This is a genomic window from Serratia sp. H402Y (assembly GCF_051172415.1).
Lineage (GTDB): Bacteria > Pseudomonadota > Gammaproteobacteria > Enterobacterales > Enterobacteriaceae > Serratia > Serratia ureilytica.
Genome location: NZ_JBPIYZ010000001.1, coordinates 1,084,889 through 1,101,628, shown reverse-complemented (window position 1 = coordinate 1,101,628; position 16,740 = coordinate 1,084,889). Strand labels below are relative to the sequence as shown.

Below are 16,740 nucleotides of genomic sequence, written 5' to 3'. Positions count from 1 at the left end.
GACCCAGGGCTCAGTCCGTCTCGCGAGACAGATTAAGCCTACTGCATTTTCATCATATGAAAAAGGCTTACAGTTTATGAAATCGACCCCGATCATACCTTGGGTGGGTGGTAAGCGCCGCCTGGCTAAAAAAATTTTGCCGCAGTTCCCTGAACACACCTGCTATGTCGAGCCGTTCTGCGGCGCAGCAGCACTGTACTTTATGAAGCCGCCCAGTAAGGCCGAGGTGATCAACGACATTAACGGCGAACTGGTGAATCTGTATCGGGTGATTCAGCATCACCTAGAAGCGTTCATTCAGCAGTTCAAGTGGGCGTTGGTGAGCAGGCAGATGTTCGAGTGGTTGCAGATCACGCCAGAGGTAACGCTCACGGATATTCAGCGCGCTGCACGGTTCTACTACCTTCAGAAGCAGGCGTTCGGCGGCAAAGTCGAGGGGCAAACCTTCGGCACTGCAACAACGTCACCGCCGCGTTTCAACCTGCTGCGGATCGAAGAGGATTTGTCACAGGCCCATATGCGGCTGGCGCGTACCTGTATTGAGCACATGGACTGGGCCAAATGTATCCAGCGCTATGACCGGCCGCATACGCTGTTTTACTGCGACCCACCTTACTGGCAGACCGAGGGCTATGGCGTCGATTTTGGGTTCGAGAACTACGTGGTGATGGCTGAGTTAGCCAGGTCGATGGCGGGCAAAATGCTGATCTCAGTGAACGATATCCCTGAAATGCGGGCAGTTTTTTCGGGGCTTCATATGGAGAGCGTTAGCATTCATTACACTTTGCAGGGTGTTGGCAGATCGGTGTCGCGACAGAAAGAGCTCGTTATTAGAAATTGGTGATAGAACGGCGCTAAATGCGCCGTTATTTCTGAACCGCATACTCACAGACGTCCCAAGCCAAATTAGTAATGAACTCAAAAGCCCCATCTTTTGCCACATAGGTCACTTCATTATCACGGATATAAAACTTCTCAAACCCGTTATATCCACCATACCCATTTTTAGCATTCACTAAGCCGCAAAGCATCTTGATTTCTCCGGTAGCCGGGAATTCCTTTATCACTTTAATGTCTGCGGAGTATGGGTCCTTAAGAGTACTTAACAACAGGTTTTTCATCTGCTCACGAGATTCAGTCCGCAATGACTTTTCGTCTGCATGTGAAGTAGAAATACCTACCAAGCCAGTACATATGAGAAGCAATTTTACATATTTCAATTTCGAGTTGCTCATGTCTACCCATCCAATATCAACCAAAACGAATAAACCGTTCCCAATGAGAACAAATTAGCTCGCATTTTTTTTCTTCTGAAGTTCAGAAGAGAGCTCGTTTACTTTTTTCTCAAGTTCGATCATTCGCTGTTTTTCCTCAGCGCTTCGCATTAAATCTTTCCTTACTTCAGGATCTAACTGGTTCATCAGTTCCAACAATGTCAGGTCAGAACGGGAAAAGATCACATCTGCATTTGCTGGAGCTTGCTTATCAAGCATAGCCTGCCCACGACCTGTAAGTAGCCAATCTAGCGAATATCCCCGCTCTTCAGACAGGTTTATGCAAATTGAATAAGGTATAGAATCGCGCTTTCTCCAGCTTGCAAGGGTTTGCCGATTTACATCTAACATCCGGGCCAGCTCACTATCGTTTCCGGCTCCAAGTAGTTCCATTAAGCGCGCCAAGACCGCGTCCACACTGTTTTTATTCATATTGCATAAAACTCACTTGATTTATTTGTTCCAAATAAGTACGCTTATTCGTAATGTTTACACAATAACCCAATAGGAACAACCAAGCTATGAACAAACGACAGATTCAGGCTCGTCTGATTGAGCGTGGTAGTAACTTTCGCCAGTTCGCGCTTGGTGCGGGTTACGAGCCGCGCACTGTCACTCAGGCGGTGAGCCGTTGGGCCGGTAAAAAAGAGCTACCGCGAGGCAGGCTGACGTACAAGATTTTGCGAGACCTGTCTGTCGCAATTGGCGGGGAAGTCACCCCTGGCATTCTCGGTAATGTGGAGTAAAGCATGAGCAAGAAACCCGGCACCTCATCATCAGCAACTCGCACGTTGCGTGTGCTGATTGCCCTCAAAGGCTACACGATGACTGGCCTGTCAAACGGCGAGCTGGCCAAGGCGTTGAACGTCTCACCGGCAAACATCAGCCGCGACTTAGCCACCCTAGTGGACGTCGGCCTTGTAATTCAACTCGACAACGGCCGCTACGCTCACAGCATCCAAATGCTGCAGATCGCCACGGCTCACGCCGAGCACATGTCCCGCATGCAGGCCCGTATGAATGAAACCACCCAGCGCATCATGGCTGGAACACGTTAGGAGATAGAGACAAATGGCCAGACCTAAAAACGAACCGGCACCAATGGTAGGCGACACCTTTTTACCTGCTGACCTGAGCGAAAATCAAAACCAGATGGCACTACACCAGCAGCAGATCATGGAGCAATTTGGAGAAGGCCTGCCGTATGAGCGCTCTCGTATTGTGCATGAGACCAAGTTCTATATGGCGCAAAGTGCCGAAGCCATGCTGGAAGCGGGCAAGCGCCTGGTCATTCTCAAGGAGAACGAACCGCACGGCGATTTCACCGACATTATTGAATCCCAGCTGGCGCTCTCGAAGCGCACAGCACAGGTCATGATGCAGGCATCCCTCAAATATTTATCGCCAAAACTGGAGTCAAAAGCGCAGGCGCTTGCGCATTTGGGCAAGACCAAGCTGTTCGAGTTGATGACCGAAGACGATGACGAGCTGGTAGCGCTCGCCGAAGGCGGCACCATTGCTGGTCTGGATATTGACGATATCGACCGCATGACCAGCCGCGAGCTGAAAGCCGCACTGCGTGAAGCGCGCGAAGATGCCGACGCCCAGCGCCGCGTGTTGTCCGACAAGAACACCAAAATTGACGACCTGACAACCAAGCTGCAGAAACAGTCGAAGATCAAGCCGCCTGCACCGGACGTCGAAGCTGAAAAGCTGCGTAAAGAAGTCAGTGCCATCGCCTATGAGGCAGAGGCCGTCTTGAGCGGCAAGCTGCGCGAGGCTTTCTCTGTTCTCACCACTCACTGCTCAGACCATGAGGTCGATCCGCCATACGATTTTATGGCCGGACTGCTATGCCAGGTCGAACGCGCGGTCAACCAGTTGCGCGATACCTATGACCTGGAGTCAGCCCCCACCGGCAATGACCGGCCGGACTGGGTTGACCTGCCGGATAACGATAACAACAACGCAACGGTGATGTGATATGAGCGCAGCCCTGACCGAACGACTGGTTGCGATAGCGCAGGCTGCCCGCAATGCCGGGCACGGTGAGCGCGGCGCTATCTATGAAAAGGCCTGCGTTGAGCTGGGTATATCCCGCGCAACGCTGTTACGAAAAATCAAGGAGGTCGCGATGACAGACACACGCAAACGCCGCACGGATGCGGGCACCAGCGCGCTGACGCGCGAGGATGCCATGATGATCTCCGCACTGTTGACTGAATCTACCCGCAAGAACGGCAAGCGCCTGTATGCAGTCGCCGACGCGGTAGCAGAGCTGCGGGCCAACGGCATGATTTCAGCCGAATCCATCGATGAAGGTACGGGCGAAGTTCGTCTGCTGTCAGAAAGCGCCATCATTCGCGCCATGCGGGCCTACGGTGTGCATCCCGACCAACTGATGGCACCAGAGCCCAGCACCCGTCTAGCCAGCCTGCATCCTAACCACGTTTGGCTGGTCGATGCCTCACTCTGCACCCTCTACTACCTGCAGAACGGTAAGAAAACCACCGGCCTGCAGGTGATGGACAGCGCTGAGTTCTACAAGAACAAGCCGAAGAACCTGGCGCGTATCGCCCACGACCGCGTCTGGAGCTATGAAATCACAGACCACACCAGCGGCTGGATCTACGTCGAATACGTTCTCGGCGCCGAATCCGGCGAGAACCTGTGCTCGGTGCTGATTAACGCCATGCAGGAGCGCGGCGGCGCTGATGTGCTGCACGGTGTGCCGAAAATTCTGTTCATGGACCCCGGCTCCGCCAACACCGCCGCCATGACAAAAAACCTGTGCCGGGCACTGAGCATAGAGATGATCGCCCACAAGGCGGGGAACGCCCGCGCGACCGGCCAGGTCGAGAAAGCTCGCGACATCATCGAGCGCAAGTTCGAGCCTGGTCTGAAGTTCGTCGCCGTTAACAGCCTGGAAGAGTTGAACGCGATGGCGAAGAAGTGGCGCAGCCATTTTAACGCCACGGCTATCCATAGCCGCCACGGCTTCTGCCGCAACGATATCTGGTTGCGTATCACCGCCGAACAGCTGATTAAAGCGCCCTCTGTGGAGGTCTGTCGCGAACTGGCCGTCGCCGCACCGGTACGCCGTAAGGTGCAGTCCACACTGGAAATTCCATTCCAGAGCCGCAAGTACGATGTATCTGGCGTTCCAGGCGTGATGATTGGCGAGTATGTGATGGTGACCCGTAACCCCTGGCGCACCGATGTCGCTCAGATTGTGCTGACCGGCGAGGATGGCCACGAGGTGTTCCACCTGGTGGATGAAGTGCCGGAGAACGAGTTTGGGTTTGCAACCAACGCCGCGATTATCGGCGAGAGCTACCGCAAACCGGCGGATACCGTCTCCCAGCAGGTCAATCAGGAGATTGAGCAACTGGTTACCGGCACCGACTCTGTCGACGCTGCAGCGGCGGCGCGCAAAGCCAAAGCGCTGCCGTTTGGTGGGCGGTTTGACCCGTATCGCACGATTGACGACACCGAGCTGCCGTCCTACCTGCCGAAACGCGGCCAGGAGTCGGAGGTGCGCGGCCCACGTATAGAACAGCGTCCGCTGACGCACGTTGAGGCAGCGAAAGCGCTACGGGAGATATTCACGGCGCAGGGCCGGGAGTGGCAGGCGCAGCACTATAACCAGTTGGTTCAGCGTTTCCCGGACGGGGTTCCGGCGGACGATATCGACACGATTGCCGGTGACCTGGCTGGCAAGCACACCGTGACGCTGAGCGTCGTTAACGGCCAATAGGAGGCAGCATGTTGGTACTGAAGGCGCTGATGCAGGAACACGGTATTGATCAGCAGATGGTCGCTGACGCTGCCCAGGTCTCTCAACCGACCATTTCGCAGATAGTGAACCACGGCATCTGGCCAAAACGCCGCACTGCAGAGGTGCGGGAAAGCATCAGCCAATTTTTAGCAGCGCGCGGGCTGGATACAGCTGGCGCATTTGAAGAGGTGCAGGCGGCGGACACCGCCTGCACCAATGTCTCGCAACAGGCAAATAAGGAAGGAGACGACAATATGTTACTCGCAAAACAGGTATTACATCCAGCAACGAAAAAGCATTTCGGTTTGTTCCGCGACCCGTTCGCCGACGACGCCCTCCAGGGCTCTGAGGATGTGTTCACGACCCCGGACATTCGTTACGTCCGTGAGGCATTGTTCCAGACGGCGCGCCACGGTGGGTTCCTGGCGGTGGTCGGTGAGTCCGGTGCGGGCAAGTCCACGCTGCGCCGCGACCTGATTGAACGCATCAACCGCGAAAATGCGCCGGTGATTGTGATTGAGCCGTACATCATCGCGATGGAAGACAACGACAACAAGGGCAAGACCCTGAAAGCGGCGTCGATCGCCGAGGCGATCATCAATACTCTCGCGCCGCTGGAGGGCGTCAAACGCAGCCAGGAGGCCCGGTTCCGCCAACTCCACCGCGTGCTGAAAGACAGCAGCAACGCCGGTTACAGCCATGTTCTGGTGATTGAGGAGGCCCACTCGCTGCCGCTGCCGACGCTGAAGCACCTCAAACGCTTCTTTGAGCTAGAGAATGGGTTTAAAAAACTGCTCTCCATTGTGCTGGTCGGCCAGCCGGAGCTGGCGATGAAGCTGTCAGAACGCAATCAGGAGGTCCGCGAGGTGGTACAGCGCTGTGAAGTTGTCGAGCTGCTGCCGCTGGATACCCAGTTGGAGGCGTTTTTGACGTTTAAGTTTGACCGCGCCGGTAAATCGGTAAAAGAGGTTCTGGACGCCAGCGCCACCGACGCAATTCGCGCCAGGCTCAGCAATAACATCGGCGGCCGCAAAGGTGTTGTTAGCCTGTTATACCCGCTGGCCGTCAGCAATTTAACCATCGCGGCAATGAACCTCGCCGCCCAAATCGGCGTGCCGGTGGTTAATGCCGACGTAATTAAAGGCATTTAACTATTAATTAATGAGGTCGGAGGGATTATGCGTACTACTCATAAATTATCGTTGGTGGTGGAAAGCGAGGGAATTCAAATAGCCATCATCACCACAAGTAAGGCGGTTACTACATTATCTGCCCAGGGAATTACGGTTAAACGTATCGATATCGAAGAAGGCCGCCGACCGACGGTGGTCATTCACCCGAACGCTACCACGCGCAGGATGGTAGCCCTGGGTAAAGCGGTTCGATATTCAACTGGGGTCGATGACCAGGGGCGTTATCAAAAATTCCAGTATCAGCTGGATAAGTGTCGGGTCGTATGGGAGGAAAGAGTGTAAATCATGGCAATTAAAATAGAGTCAATTATCACCATTCTGCCCGGTGGGGCAATGAGTTTACAGATGGTGGCTGCAAACTCAAAAGATGCCACCGAAGTTGAACTAAAGCTTTTGGAGGAATTGAAACCCGCTTTTCAACAAATGGCGCTGAAAGCGTTAATAGACCGGGGATTTAAACCTGCCATTAACTTTTCCAGCAAAGGCAAGACTCACCACTAATCAAGGTATTTAAAAATGGCAAAAGGTAAAAAGCGGCTTAAAGCTGCGGCGGTTCCGTACGCCGCGCAAACGAAAACTGAGGTAATTGACGGTATTAAATCCCTCGGTGATTTACAGCGTCAATTAACCCGTATCGAAACGGAAATGAATGACCAGATTGCATCGGTAACGCAATACCATTCGCCGGAGATTGAACGACTGAAGGCCGAGATAAGCGGTCTGCAGCAAGGTATCCAGACCTGGTGCGAGGCCAATCGCACCGAACTGACCCAGGACGGAAAAACAAAGACCGTCAATTTAACCACCGGCGAGGTGATTTGGCGCAACCGGCCACCGAGCTGCACGATACGCGGTGCCGAGGCAGTTATAGCCGCTCTGAAAAGACTCAAGCTGATTCGATTTATTCGTTACAAGGAGGAAATTAATAAGGACGCGATATTAAACGAACAGGCGGCAGTAAAAGATATTCCGGGCATCACTATTAATCGCAACCTGGAAGATTTCGCCATAGTGCCATTTGAACAGGAGATCGCCCAATGAGCCTGCAATGCAAAACCTGTAGCGAAGACGTAGATGAGCTCGATTCCGAGCAGGCAACCATTACTCAGGGGCATGACGGCACCTGGTGTGTGGACCTTATCCTGGTCTGCCCGCATTGCGGGCAGACCTACAACGCGTTTGTACCCACCAGCGAGCTCCAGCCCTTACCTCACGATGATTATTCGGAGGGGATATGTCTATAGCGACTAACCGTTCGACGTTGTATCGCATGGCCATGAAACGCTTTGGCCCAGACTCTCAACTCCTGAAGCTGGCCGAGGAGGCCAGCGAACTGAGCACTGAGGTGTCGCGCAACCTGAACGGCCTTAGCGACGAAATGAAGCTGGCCAGCGAAATGGCCGACGTGGAGATCATGATCGAGCAATTTCGCCTGAACGGCCTCGATACGGCCATTGATTTTCACAAGCGGCAAAAACTCATGCGGCTGGCAGAACGCCTGGGAGTTAACTATGACCCACAACAATGAAAAGTATCTGGCGAAGATCAAGAAGCTGCTGAACCTAGCCAGACGCAGCACCAACAGCAATGAAGCCGCGAATGCACTGAGCCAGGCTCAGGCATTAATGCGCAAGCATAGTCTCACTGAGACGGATATTGACCTGATGGAGATTGGCCGCGCCAGCAGTAAAGGCGCACCATCACAGGCGCAGAAAATACCGGCATATATGAGCGCCCTGGGCAGAATGGTTTGCCGTGCATTTGGTGTGGCTTGTTACTACGAATATGCAAGTGCGTTCTATTCGAATGGCAATGGTCGCCGGACAGTTATTTTTTATGGTCCTAATGAAAGGCCTGAAATTGCAGCATATGCATTTGACGTCTTGTCACGCCAATTAATAAAAGCGCGTCGTGAGTTTACCGCTAAGATGCGACGCAATATAAAGCCCAGCACAAAAGTTTCCCGCGCTGATCAGTTCTGTGAAGGGTGGGTAAACGGTGCATACTGCGTTATCGATTTATACCGCGTTTCCGAACCTGAAAAGACGCTCATGACGGCCTATTACAACCGTATGAACGACGAAATGGAGTTCGAGAAGTTTGCCCCTCGGGCTGCAAAAAAATGCCGTGGCGGTGATGATGCGGCTGATGCTGGTTACTGGGCTGGTAAGCAGGCTCAGCTGCACCAAGCTGTACACGGCCAAGGCAGTTCCTTGACTGGGATAGGAGTAAAACCATGACCATTTCACGAGGAGGAACGTGGCTATTAATGGCGTTATTCTGCGCTGTATTCTGGTCATCGAGTATTTGGGGCAGTTATTTATTAATTGAATGGGTGGTGTCGCTAATAAAACACGCACGGGGGTAATGTGATGAACCGTATTAACCTGGTAAAATTAATTCATGTCGCCAAACGTGACCGTCGCCTGGATGACGATACCTACCGCCAACTGCTCGATAGCTATACGGGTTTAAGCTCAACGAAAGAAATGACCATCAAGCAATTAGAATCTGTGATGGACGCGTTTTATGGTCTGGGGTTCAGGCCGGTATTTAAAAGACCTGGAAAGATTACGGCGACAGACGAGCAATCGAAAAAAATCCGGTCATTGTGGCTGGAGATGTTTGAAGCGGGGTTTGTCCGTGATAGTTCGGAGCGTGCGATCAATGCGTATGCTCACCGTATAACAGGTGTAGGTCGGCTGGAGTGGCTGGGAACGGATCAGGCCAGTCGCGTTATCGAGACGTTGAAGAAGTGGCAGAAACGCGAGCTGAAGGCTCAAGCCGCATTGCAATAACGGGGGGCAGATCATGATTACGCCAATGGAAGAAAAGCGCCATAAGCTGTTATCTGAGGTTGCTGACCATGTCGCCGAGACAGCATCTGACTATGGGTGTTCAACTGAGCAGGCCGAGCATCTGGGGCTGGCGGTGGCAAATTTCCTGGCAGAGCATTTCGGTGGGCAGAATTTCACGTTTCCTCGTGATTACGTTTATAAGCTGGCCGTTCGTGATCTGCAGATTTACAACGAGTTCAAAGGCAACAATTGGGCCGACCTGAGTTCCCGATATGGCATCACCGAACGAGGGCTGCGCAAGCTGATTCACCGAGTGCATAAACGAGTGATGAAGCACAAGCAGCCGATGCTGGATTTGTTCGGTGGCGGGGAGTAGATTCGATTATCAATAAGGAGGCAATAATGGCTCGCCCGAGTATACTTGATAAACTTCCAGAAGATGTCCGGAGCGCATTACACGCTGAGCTGCTTCGGACTCACTTCACTGATTATGACTCTATGTTTTTTTGGTTGAGCGAACGAGGTTACGATATTTCTCGTTCTGCTATTCAACGTTACGCAGTTAAACATAAGGAAGAGATTCTGGGCCTCAATGAGGAGAGTAAGTTCCACCAGGCACAGTTGCGACTTGCATCATTGAATGTCGCCGCTGTAATCTCTCCTCAGAAGGATATTGGCAGTCTGAAGAACGATGCTGAAGAAATTCTAAAATGGGCTTTGTTCGGGTATTGATTGATGGGGTGGCAACACCCCTCTTTTAGTTTCACATGCTGAAATGAAATTACAATTTCTTATCCCAATAAATCCCCGACCCTGCCAGTAAATCCCATTTATCTCGCTTTCCCCTATATACTTATCTCACTTCTAATCACGATGAGGCTTTTTCCGCCTTCTTTCCAAGTGCGGTAATCGTCCCACAGCAGGCCGATACCCACGATAAGCGCAGTGATCATCCCAATCGGCGACATCAGGAAAGCGCTATTCAGCAGCCGCCAGGCAACCAGCAGTGCGCCGAAAATCCCGATCAGCTTACGGGATTCGGTATCGAGGCTTTTCCACCAGGTGATCACCTGATCGATAGCCTGATAACCACGGTAAAGCATCCGCCCGAAAACCTCGGCTAACCAGAGAACGCCTCGAACGGTTTTGGTGATGAATCCTTCTATCTTCGGGAAATTATCCATGATGCGCCGGCGCAGCGTATCCAGTGAGCCACTCAGGCCGCCGGCCAGATCAGAGCCGATTTTGTCTTTTGCCATACCAAGCAGCGCGGTCAGGCTGCGCATGGAGGTCATGAATTTATTAGACTGCTGCGCCGCGCGGTCGGCGTTCAGGCCGGTGGCTTTCAGCATGCTCTGGTAATCGGTAGTAAAACCGTTAATTCCGCGGCGCATGGCGAGGAGCGTGTTTTCGTCGATCCCCAGCATCTGCGCATACTGATTCGCTCGGTAATACGGCATGCTGCGCAGCTTATCGCCGACACCGGTAAAAATGGCGGCGGCATCGCGCATCTGACCGTTCGCACCGCGCGTCTGCACGCCCAGGCGGTTCAGGAAACCTTCAGCGCCCGGGTTGTTACGGATGAATCGCGCGAGGCTCTCCAGCGAGCCTTGTGCCGCGGCTGCGTCTGCGCCCATCTGCGAGGCGGCATATCCCAACGCGCGGATGCCCGCCACTGAGGCTCCGGTGCGCTGCGATGCAAAATAGACTTTATCCAGGCCATTGGCGATCTGCGTGGTGAAGCCGACGATCGTCAGCGCAGCCCCTTCTACTGCCGCCCCCATTTTGAGCACGTTCGCCGTGACGCCGGCGACAACAGCCGAGAATTTTCGCTCGCCGGCGGAGTCGATTTCGAAGCCCAGAGAAATCAAAAAATCCTTGATGGTTTCAGCGTTCATTGATCCTCTCTCCACCTGGCGATCCGGGCTTCGTTATCCGCTTTCATGTCCAGGTAATCATTCATCAGCGCGACGTCGAACAAATCGAGGCGCCCATCCTTGAGCGCCTCAAAGCTGCACATACCGGCATCCACCGGGCGTAACAGGTAATCCTCGCCGCCCGGCAGGACGTCCAGGGTCAGGCCGGCGGCTGGTCTTTCGTCTCGCTGTCGGGGAGTGCGGGCAAAAAATTTCCCAACGAGTCCCCGACCACGCGCGCGACGATCTGCAGCATGTCCATCATGTCGATGTCATCGAACATCAGTTGACCGCCGGTAAAGATCGACGTGTAGACGGTGCCATTCTGGCGTGACACCACCGCCAGGCAGGGATGAATAATCGCGTTGCTGTCATCGTCGCTGATGTCTGCCAGCGTTTGGGCGATCACCGGTAGCGCCACTTTGAGCGCATCCTCAATCGATACCTGTCCGGTTTTCAGCTGGCGCAACACCTTAATTTCCCCCAGCAGGCCGGACAGCAGCGGCAGTAGCTTCCGGGAAACCTTCAACTGCTCGAAAACATTCAGTTTGGCCGCGCGGTATTTTTGGCCCTTAATTTCAAATTCCATGCATTACCCCTTAAAACGTGCCGAGCAGTTGGTCGATCTTGATGCAGTCGAACACCCAGGCGACGGTGTTACCGTCTTTGGCGTTCTGCCAATCCGGCAATTTCTTGAACGCGACGCCGCGCGCCGTGGTCACGTCGTTACTGGATTTGTTGCGGATCACGATGACGTTATTGCCCCAGGTCGCAGATGACAGCGACTGCGCGTTATACATCACCGACAGCTTGGCGTTCGTCGGACTGGTTTTGAGTAGGTTGACGGTGATCGTGCCCGATTTATCGGCGTGCAAGCTGTGCATCCCCTCGCCATCGGCGCCGGTCACCATCGTGTTTTTGTCGCCGCCCATTGCAACGACAATCCCCTCGTCGGAAGTCGCTGCACCGTTGCCGAGGTCAATCGAACCGCCCACGCCGGTGATATTGGCGGACACATCCAAAAAGCTATAAGTTGACATTCACCAGCTCCTTAGCGGTTAACGTTGATGATGACGTCGCCGAAGTGCACGGCGCCGGCCAGTTTGATCGCCACCTGCATCACCGGGGCTTTGCGGGCTTCGCGCTCCGCTTGCGCCTGCTGTGCAATCGGGGGGGAATAGACGTAATACCCCTTTGTCAGCGTGTCGCCGGTATTCAGCGCGCCGAAACCGTCGCCACCCCACACGCCAGGCGCAATCAGGCCGTTTTCAGCGCCCTGCGCCAGTGATGCTTCGACGTTGGTCAGCAGATCGGTAATGCCCTCATCGGTCTGAGGAACCTTTGTCGAGCTGGTATAGAGGCGGTTGTAGTAGTTGGTCTGAACGTAGTTCTGTAGCCAGTCCAGGCCGTGGCGCTCGTCAAAGAAATCAGCGTTACACATCACGCCTTCTTGCAGGATTGCCGTGTCGTTGTCGTAATTGACGAACACGTTGCAGTTTTTCTGCTGCAGGGTCAGCGCCTGGGTTTGTGTCAGCGTTTCCGCGACGATCCCCGGCTCTTGCTTAAATTTGATGGTGATCGTGGTGCGCCAGCCGGCGAAGTTGACCGTAAAGGCACGGCCCAGAATCGACACCGCGGCGTAAGGGCTCTGGCTGGAATACTGGACACAGGTTGTACCGAACGCCGCGGCTTTCAGCCGGCTGGCAATGTCGGTGTTGTTGTCCGCATCGAGCACGGCGGTATTTTGCGTGGTGTGGGCGTAAATGCGGGAAACATCATCGGATTGGATCAGGCCGGCAACTGCAAGCACGTCATCATCAGAAATCGTCTCGGCGATATACAGGCCATACCATTTCGACGACAGGTCGATAAATTTCGCGACGCATTCAGTGATGGTTTCCGCTGGCTGGCGCGCGATAATTTTCGCGCCGGTGCCTTCAAGAATGCCCATCAGCGCGGAAATATCGGTTCCCGTGGCGTTTGGCGTAGCAAAGCCGACTGCGGACGCCTCGCCGGTGGTTTTCGAGCTCACGACAAACCGCGCATTGTTCGCATCCCAGACGACACTCGCCGCAGTCAGCTTTTCAGCCACACGCGCGGCGACGCCGTTCAGGTTGGTCTCTGCCGACAGGTCAACGCCGGATACCGTTTTGACCGTTCCATCGACGCTGATTTTCATCGCGCCATCGGTCACGGTTGTGAAATTGGTCATCGCCTGCTGCGCAGTATTCAGGATTGCCCCGCGCAACGCGGCGGCAGTGTCCACTTTCACCCAGCGGCCAACGTACAGATCGATCGGCTGCGGGCGCTGCCAGTAGTAAACCTGAGCGGCTAATGCCTCAGGCGCCTGGATGCCGAAGTCAGATTGCACGCCGGTAATGCCGGAATAAGCGCGCATGCGCTCGCTGGCGTCAATCACCGGCGATGCCCCGATAATCAGCAACGAACCAAAGTTTCGAGCCTGCGCCGCGCGCAAGGCCATATTAATCGCAACGCCGACGACGTTACGAACAGGTAACCCCTGCTGAGCCATAATTATTCTCCGAAGAATTTTACCGTTGCCTCTGCGATCGGCTTGATGCCGTACTCGCGAACAACTTTGCGGCGCAGGCGGACGGTAATGTCATACCGGCGCACCCACTGGTTATTGATGAGTTCAGGGAAAGGAATGATGTCGCCAATAGATCCCAGCGACAGGCCGACGGCGATCAACTGATCGTTGTTTTGTGACAGCGTCAAGCCATCACGGAAAGTTGTCGCGATACGCTGGCTGTGCGGCCCGTAGAACGATGCCAGGCATTCGGTCACCTCATGGCGCCACAGTTCCGCGCTGTCGTCGCTCTGCCGCGTAAACGCTGGATTATCATCACCGATAAAGCCGGAGATCCCCACGGCGCACCAGTCCACATCAGGCGGCATCAATGGTGGCTGCGTGGGTGTCCAGCGTGGTCGCACGTTGCCCGGCGGCAGCCCGGTTATACCGAGCACCCAACGATTTAGCGCACGTTCGAGCGCCTCATCATAATCAGGGCCGGGCGAAATTGGCGTCAGGTAACCGGCCTGCGTGCTGGTGTTATTGCTCAACGGGGATCCCTCCATCGAACGGCAGCAGCTCACAATGCGCCTGAACGAATCCCGCCCCGTAGGCCGTGTAAGGGTCGACGAAGGTCACACGGTAATCGCGGTTCTGATATGTCACGATGTCCGCGTCGCGCGCCGTCTGCCCGGCGGTGAGCCGCTCAGTGGTCACAATCAGGATTGCGCCGGTGACCACCTGGCCCGCTATCATGCGCCGCGCTTCGAGCGACCGATCGACGGTAACCACTCCGGCAAACGGCATTTTTACCGGGGCGTTGGTGGCGAAGCCGTCATCGTCGACGGTCTGCTGGTTGCGGGTGACAATCAGGGAGGTGTCGCAAAACTCGGGATCGAAAAGCACGTCTGTAACGTCAAGAGTTGGCATTTTTATCCCTCACGAGGTAGGTCATCGCGCGCCGGTATTGCCCTTCATCGATCAGGGGGCGAGCGTTGGCATTGTCCGGCGCGTTGCCGGCGGCCCGGCTCTGCAATTCTTTAGCCGCACCTTTGCGCCCGCGGCTCGCCCGGGCTTTTAGCGTTGCTGGCGACAGCGGCGTAAAATCGGCGCTGGTCATGTAGCTTTTAACCGCCTGGCTGGCGATCGTGCCGGCCGACTCCAGCGCCGCAGTAGCAGCGCCGGTGCGACCATCAAACACCGCTTGCGCCGCGGCCTTCATTTTGGCGGTTGTCTCGGCATGCACCGATTTCACTCCGGGCTGAAGGTGCGGGCGCGGCGGGATGTTCTGCGCCGGCGATCCGTACTCGTTGATGTAGCCGATCTGTGCGTTGCCTATCCCGGGCTTTTCACCGTCTTCCGGTTGCCGGTCGGATGCCGCCTCAGGAATGCCGACCAGCACGTCGCGGCGCGCGATTTCATTCAGCGCAGAAAAAACGGCCTGCGACCGATCGGCCCGCACCTTCAACCCACTTTTCATAGCTGCCGCCCTCCCATGCCGAACATCTGGATCAGCTGCCAGAATTCGGCCCCATAGCGGGTGTTGTTCCAGAAGCCCGCGTCCGGGTTCATCGTGGCGCTGCTGTCATAGCTCACGCTGACTTTGTCGACCGATTTCGACGACACAACGCCGCTATTCGCACCACCACCACCACCGATCGCCGCCGCCCGGTTATCCGCCGCCTGGAGCGCCATGTAATGCGCGGCAAAAAGCTCGGCCAGGTACGGGAATACCTCGCCGAAATTGTTTTCATCGAGCAGTTGGTCAGCCAGATTTAAGCGGAATTGAATTTGAGCGTTGGGAAAGGTGACGGCGTTGCCGAACTGCGGGAAATCTTCGCGGAATTTATCGACGGTCGGCAGATGGTTATTTTTTGCCACCTTTCGCGCCCTCAGTCAGCGCCGCCGCCAGCTGCTTCTGCAGGTCGGCGATCGTGTCATCGCATTTGCCGATAGTGGAGACGTGCTCGGCGATGATCTGATCGCGTTCGTCACGTTCCGTCGTCAGGTCGGCTACTTTGCTTTTTTCCTCCGCCAGTTGCTTCTGAAGGTCAGCGATCTGCGCCAGCACCTCCGCTGGCGCGCCGGCGTTGTCTGGTTGGCCGTCGTCGAGAATTTCCGCATATTCCTGGATGAACCAGTTTTCGGCTACCTCCGGCGCCACCGAGTGCACACCAACAGCGAACTTCTCCACCTCATAATTCAGGTGCGTGAAAGTGAATGGCGTATGTACGCGGATTTTTACCAGTGATTGCTTCATGTGCTTTTCCTATAAGCCCCTTGCGGGGCTGTTTTTAGATGCCGTCTACGTAAGCCAGAGTTTCGCGATATGGGGACTCAACGGCGCCCAGGCGGCCGTAGTACGTTGTCAGCTGGTAGATGCCGCGATACTGAATCGGGATGTTCTGCAGCGGAACCATTGGGAATCGCACGAACTTTTTGCTGTTGGTATAGGCCACCATGCGATCCTTGCCGGCTGCGCCCGCACCTTTCAGCCATTTCACGGCTCGGATGTTCAGCGGAACGCCGTTCTGGTGGTAGGCGATGGTGTTCGTCTGCAAGTAGGTCAGCAGCGACTGGTTACCGGCAGACGACACGATGATGCTGGAGAGCAGCGCAAATTGATCCGGTGGCAGCAGCAAATCACGCGGGCAAATCGTGTAACCCGAGTTTGCCCAGGCGGCCGACAGTACGGAGTTGATCGACTGACGAATTTCGTCAGCGGTTGAGGCCGTCCAGACTTTCGGGGCGTTGGTGGTCAGCACGCCGTTGTAGTTCACCAGGCCTTTTACGCCAATCAGCGAATCGCCGCGGTAAACCTGCTCGTCGGTGTCCATGTTCCACTTCAGTTGCATGCCTTCGAATTTCTGGGCATCAACCGGGCGGCCAACCTGCTGCGCGGCAGCCAGCTCAACAACAGTCCAGCCAAGTTCCATCCCCCACAGGGTCAGCGGGAAACCGGTTTTGTTGATGTCGAGATTAACGGTCGCGATCTCGGTAGAGTTCTTGCCGATCCAGTTTTTACCGTTCGGGTTTGGCGTACCGGAGGCAGCAAGCTCGGTGTTGGTAAAGCTGGAAATGTCGTCAGCGATCGACACGTCCTCGCGCAGCTCAATATCGCGGCTCCACGTATAGCCCACCAGCGGCATATTCAGTTCTTGGTCGAGCCGTTCCAGCTCGCCGATCAGAAATGCGCCGGTGCTGTCTACGGTCGCCTGGTCAAAGGTATGAAGTGACATAATCAGCGA

At 55.0% G+C, this 16,740-nt stretch carries 26 protein-coding genes and 1 pseudogene; 14 read left to right on the top strand and 13 right to left on the bottom strand.

Annotation, left to right across the window (positions count from 1 at the left end; translation table 11 throughout):
• Positions 1 to 76: 76 nt before the first annotated feature.
• On the top strand, positions 77 to 844 hold the full coding sequence (locus tag ACSBQS_RS05595) for a DNA adenine methylase (RefSeq protein ID WP_434989898.1): 768 nt from the start codon (positions 77 to 79) through the stop codon (positions 842 to 844).
• Between the two features lie 22 nt (positions 845 to 866).
• On the opposite strand, the gene ACSBQS_RS05590 is transcribed toward ACSBQS_RS05595, so the two are convergent.
• Together ACSBQS_RS05590 and ACSBQS_RS05585 are read right to left on the bottom strand one after the other, a co-directional pair.
• The gene (locus ACSBQS_RS05590) at positions 867 to 1,235 is read right to left on the bottom strand and encodes a hypothetical protein (protein ID WP_154610173.1); all 369 of its coding nucleotides are present in this window, start codon (positions 1,233 to 1,235) and stop codon (positions 867 to 869) included.
• Positions 1,236 to 1,289: 54 nt separating this feature from the next.
• Positions 1,290 to 1,706, bottom strand: a complete 417-nt coding sequence (locus ACSBQS_RS05585) for a helix-turn-helix domain-containing protein (protein ID WP_434989897.1) — start codon at positions 1,704 to 1,706, stop codon at positions 1,290 to 1,292.
• Positions 1,707 to 1,795: 89 nt separating this feature from the next.
• Between ACSBQS_RS05585 and ACSBQS_RS05580 the strand changes: the two genes are divergently transcribed.
• From ACSBQS_RS05580 to ACSBQS_RS05520, 13 genes are all read left to right on the top strand, one after another.
• Positions 1,796 to 2,020, top strand: a complete 225-nt coding sequence (locus tag ACSBQS_RS05580) for a hypothetical protein (RefSeq protein ID WP_041033437.1) — start codon at positions 1,796 to 1,798, stop codon at positions 2,018 to 2,020.
• A 3-nt stretch (positions 2,021 to 2,023) separates the two neighbouring features.
• On the top strand, positions 2,024 to 2,332 hold the full coding sequence (locus ACSBQS_RS05575; protein WP_060424500.1) for a helix-turn-helix domain-containing protein: 309 nt from the start codon (positions 2,024 to 2,026) through the stop codon (positions 2,330 to 2,332).
• Positions 2,333 to 2,345: 13 nt separating this feature from the next.
• Positions 2,346 to 3,257, top strand: coding sequence for a DUF3102 domain-containing protein (locus tag ACSBQS_RS05570; RefSeq protein WP_434989896.1), 912 nt, complete (start codon positions 2,346 to 2,348; stop codon positions 3,255 to 3,257).
• Position 3,258: 1 nt separating this feature from the next.
• The gene (locus ACSBQS_RS05565) at positions 3,259 to 5,031 is read left to right on the top strand and encodes an integrase (RefSeq protein ID WP_434989895.1); all 1,773 of its coding nucleotides are present in this window, start codon (positions 3,259 to 3,261) and stop codon (positions 5,029 to 5,031) included.
• Between the two features lie 8 nt (positions 5,032 to 5,039).
• Entirely contained in the window at positions 5,040 to 6,203 is a 1,164-nt protein-coding gene (locus ACSBQS_RS05560; RefSeq protein ID WP_434989894.1) for an AAA family ATPase, read from the top strand.
• Positions 6,204 to 6,230: 27 nt separating this feature from the next.
• Entirely contained in the window at positions 6,231 to 6,527 is a 297-nt protein-coding gene (locus ACSBQS_RS05555) for a hypothetical protein (RefSeq protein ID WP_434989893.1), read from the top strand.
• A 3-nt stretch (positions 6,528 to 6,530) separates the two neighbouring features.
• A complete protein-coding gene (locus tag ACSBQS_RS05550) occupies positions 6,531 to 6,746 on the top strand; it encodes a hypothetical protein (RefSeq protein WP_434989891.1) in 216 nt (71 codons plus the stop codon).
• A gap of 15 nt (positions 6,747 to 6,761) precedes the next feature.
• Positions 6,762 to 7,286, top strand: coding sequence for a host-nuclease inhibitor Gam family protein (locus ACSBQS_RS05545; protein WP_434989889.1), 525 nt, complete (start codon positions 6,762 to 6,764; stop codon positions 7,284 to 7,286).
• A gap of 193 nt (positions 7,287 to 7,479) precedes the next feature.
• Positions 7,480 to 7,773, top strand: coding sequence for a hypothetical protein (locus tag ACSBQS_RS05540; RefSeq protein ID WP_060424514.1), 294 nt, complete (start codon positions 7,480 to 7,482; stop codon positions 7,771 to 7,773).
• On the top strand, positions 7,757 to 8,485 hold the full coding sequence (locus ACSBQS_RS05535; RefSeq protein ID WP_262120901.1) for a DUF2786 domain-containing protein: 729 nt from the start codon (positions 7,757 to 7,759) through the stop codon (positions 8,483 to 8,485). The genes ACSBQS_RS05540 and ACSBQS_RS05535 overlap by 17 nt, the downstream gene beginning before the upstream one ends.
• A gap of 132 nt (positions 8,486 to 8,617) precedes the next feature.
• Positions 8,618 to 9,043, top strand: coding sequence for a gp16 family protein (locus tag ACSBQS_RS05530; protein WP_052475384.1), 426 nt, complete (start codon positions 8,618 to 8,620; stop codon positions 9,041 to 9,043).
• Between the two features lie 13 nt (positions 9,044 to 9,056).
• Positions 9,057 to 9,419, top strand: coding sequence for a Mor transcription activator family protein (locus ACSBQS_RS05525; protein WP_041033460.1), 363 nt, complete (start codon positions 9,057 to 9,059; stop codon positions 9,417 to 9,419).
• Between the two features lie 26 nt (positions 9,420 to 9,445).
• The gene (locus ACSBQS_RS05520; protein WP_434989886.1) at positions 9,446 to 9,775 is read left to right on the top strand and encodes a phage protein Gp27 family protein; all 330 of its coding nucleotides are present in this window, start codon (positions 9,446 to 9,448) and stop codon (positions 9,773 to 9,775) included.
• Positions 9,776 to 9,915: 140 nt separating this feature from the next.
• Here ACSBQS_RS05520 and ACSBQS_RS05515 read toward each other — a convergent pair.
• The 11 genes and pseudogenes from ACSBQS_RS05515 to ACSBQS_RS05465 all read right to left on the bottom strand — a co-directional run.
• A pseudogene (locus ACSBQS_RS05515) lies at positions 9,916 to 10,941 on the bottom strand (lytic transglycosylase domain-containing protein); the annotation flags it as partial.
• On the bottom strand, positions 10,938 to 11,063 hold the full coding sequence (locus ACSBQS_RS05510; protein ID WP_015377522.1) for a DUF6889 family protein: 126 nt from the start codon (positions 11,061 to 11,063) through the stop codon (positions 10,938 to 10,940). The gene ACSBQS_RS05510 and the pseudogene ACSBQS_RS05515, both read right to left, overlap by 4 nt.
• A gap of 56 nt (positions 11,064 to 11,119) precedes the next feature.
• Positions 11,120 to 11,548, bottom strand: coding sequence for a phage tail assembly chaperone (locus ACSBQS_RS05505; RefSeq protein WP_434989883.1), 429 nt, complete (start codon positions 11,546 to 11,548; stop codon positions 11,120 to 11,122).
• 10 nt (positions 11,549 to 11,558) lie between these two features.
• On the bottom strand, positions 11,559 to 11,999 hold the full coding sequence (locus tag ACSBQS_RS05500) for a phage structural protein (RefSeq protein WP_015377520.1): 441 nt from the start codon (positions 11,997 to 11,999) through the stop codon (positions 11,559 to 11,561).
• Positions 12,000 to 12,010: 11 nt separating this feature from the next.
• Positions 12,011 to 13,492 carry a DUF3383 domain-containing protein gene (locus ACSBQS_RS05495; protein ID WP_103798644.1) on the bottom strand — a complete coding sequence of 494 codons (1,482 nt, stop codon included), beginning with the start codon at positions 13,490 to 13,492 and terminating at the stop codon, positions 12,011 to 12,013.
• Positions 13,493 to 13,494: 2 nt separating this feature from the next.
• A complete protein-coding gene (locus tag ACSBQS_RS05490; RefSeq protein ID WP_080436831.1) occupies positions 13,495 to 14,043 on the bottom strand; it encodes a phage neck terminator protein in 549 nt (182 codons plus the stop codon).
• Entirely contained in the window at positions 14,033 to 14,422 is a 390-nt protein-coding gene (locus tag ACSBQS_RS05485) for a hypothetical protein (protein WP_015377517.1), read from the bottom strand. The genes ACSBQS_RS05490 and ACSBQS_RS05485 overlap by 11 nt, the downstream gene beginning before the upstream one ends.
• Positions 14,409 to 14,972, bottom strand: a complete 564-nt coding sequence (locus ACSBQS_RS05480; RefSeq protein WP_421117348.1) for a hypothetical protein — start codon at positions 14,970 to 14,972, stop codon at positions 14,409 to 14,411. Before ACSBQS_RS05480 ends, ACSBQS_RS05485 begins: the two co-directional genes overlap by 14 nt.
• Positions 14,969 to 15,373 carry a DUF4054 domain-containing protein gene (locus ACSBQS_RS05475; RefSeq protein ID WP_434989879.1) on the bottom strand — a complete coding sequence of 135 codons (405 nt, stop codon included), beginning with the start codon at positions 15,371 to 15,373 and terminating at the stop codon, positions 14,969 to 14,971. Before ACSBQS_RS05475 ends, ACSBQS_RS05480 begins: the two co-directional genes overlap by 4 nt.
• Positions 15,360 to 15,752: an STY1053 family phage-associated protein gene (locus tag ACSBQS_RS05470; RefSeq protein WP_197809067.1), complete on the bottom strand. Its 393-nt coding sequence runs from the start codon at positions 15,750 to 15,752 to the stop codon at positions 15,360 to 15,362. Before ACSBQS_RS05470 ends, ACSBQS_RS05475 begins: the two co-directional genes overlap by 14 nt.
• A gap of 34 nt (positions 15,753 to 15,786) precedes the next feature.
• Positions 15,787 to 16,731, bottom strand: a complete 945-nt coding sequence (locus ACSBQS_RS05465) for a DUF2184 domain-containing protein (RefSeq protein ID WP_237159139.1) — start codon at positions 16,729 to 16,731, stop codon at positions 15,787 to 15,789.
• Positions 16,732 to 16,740: the final 9 nt, after the last annotated feature.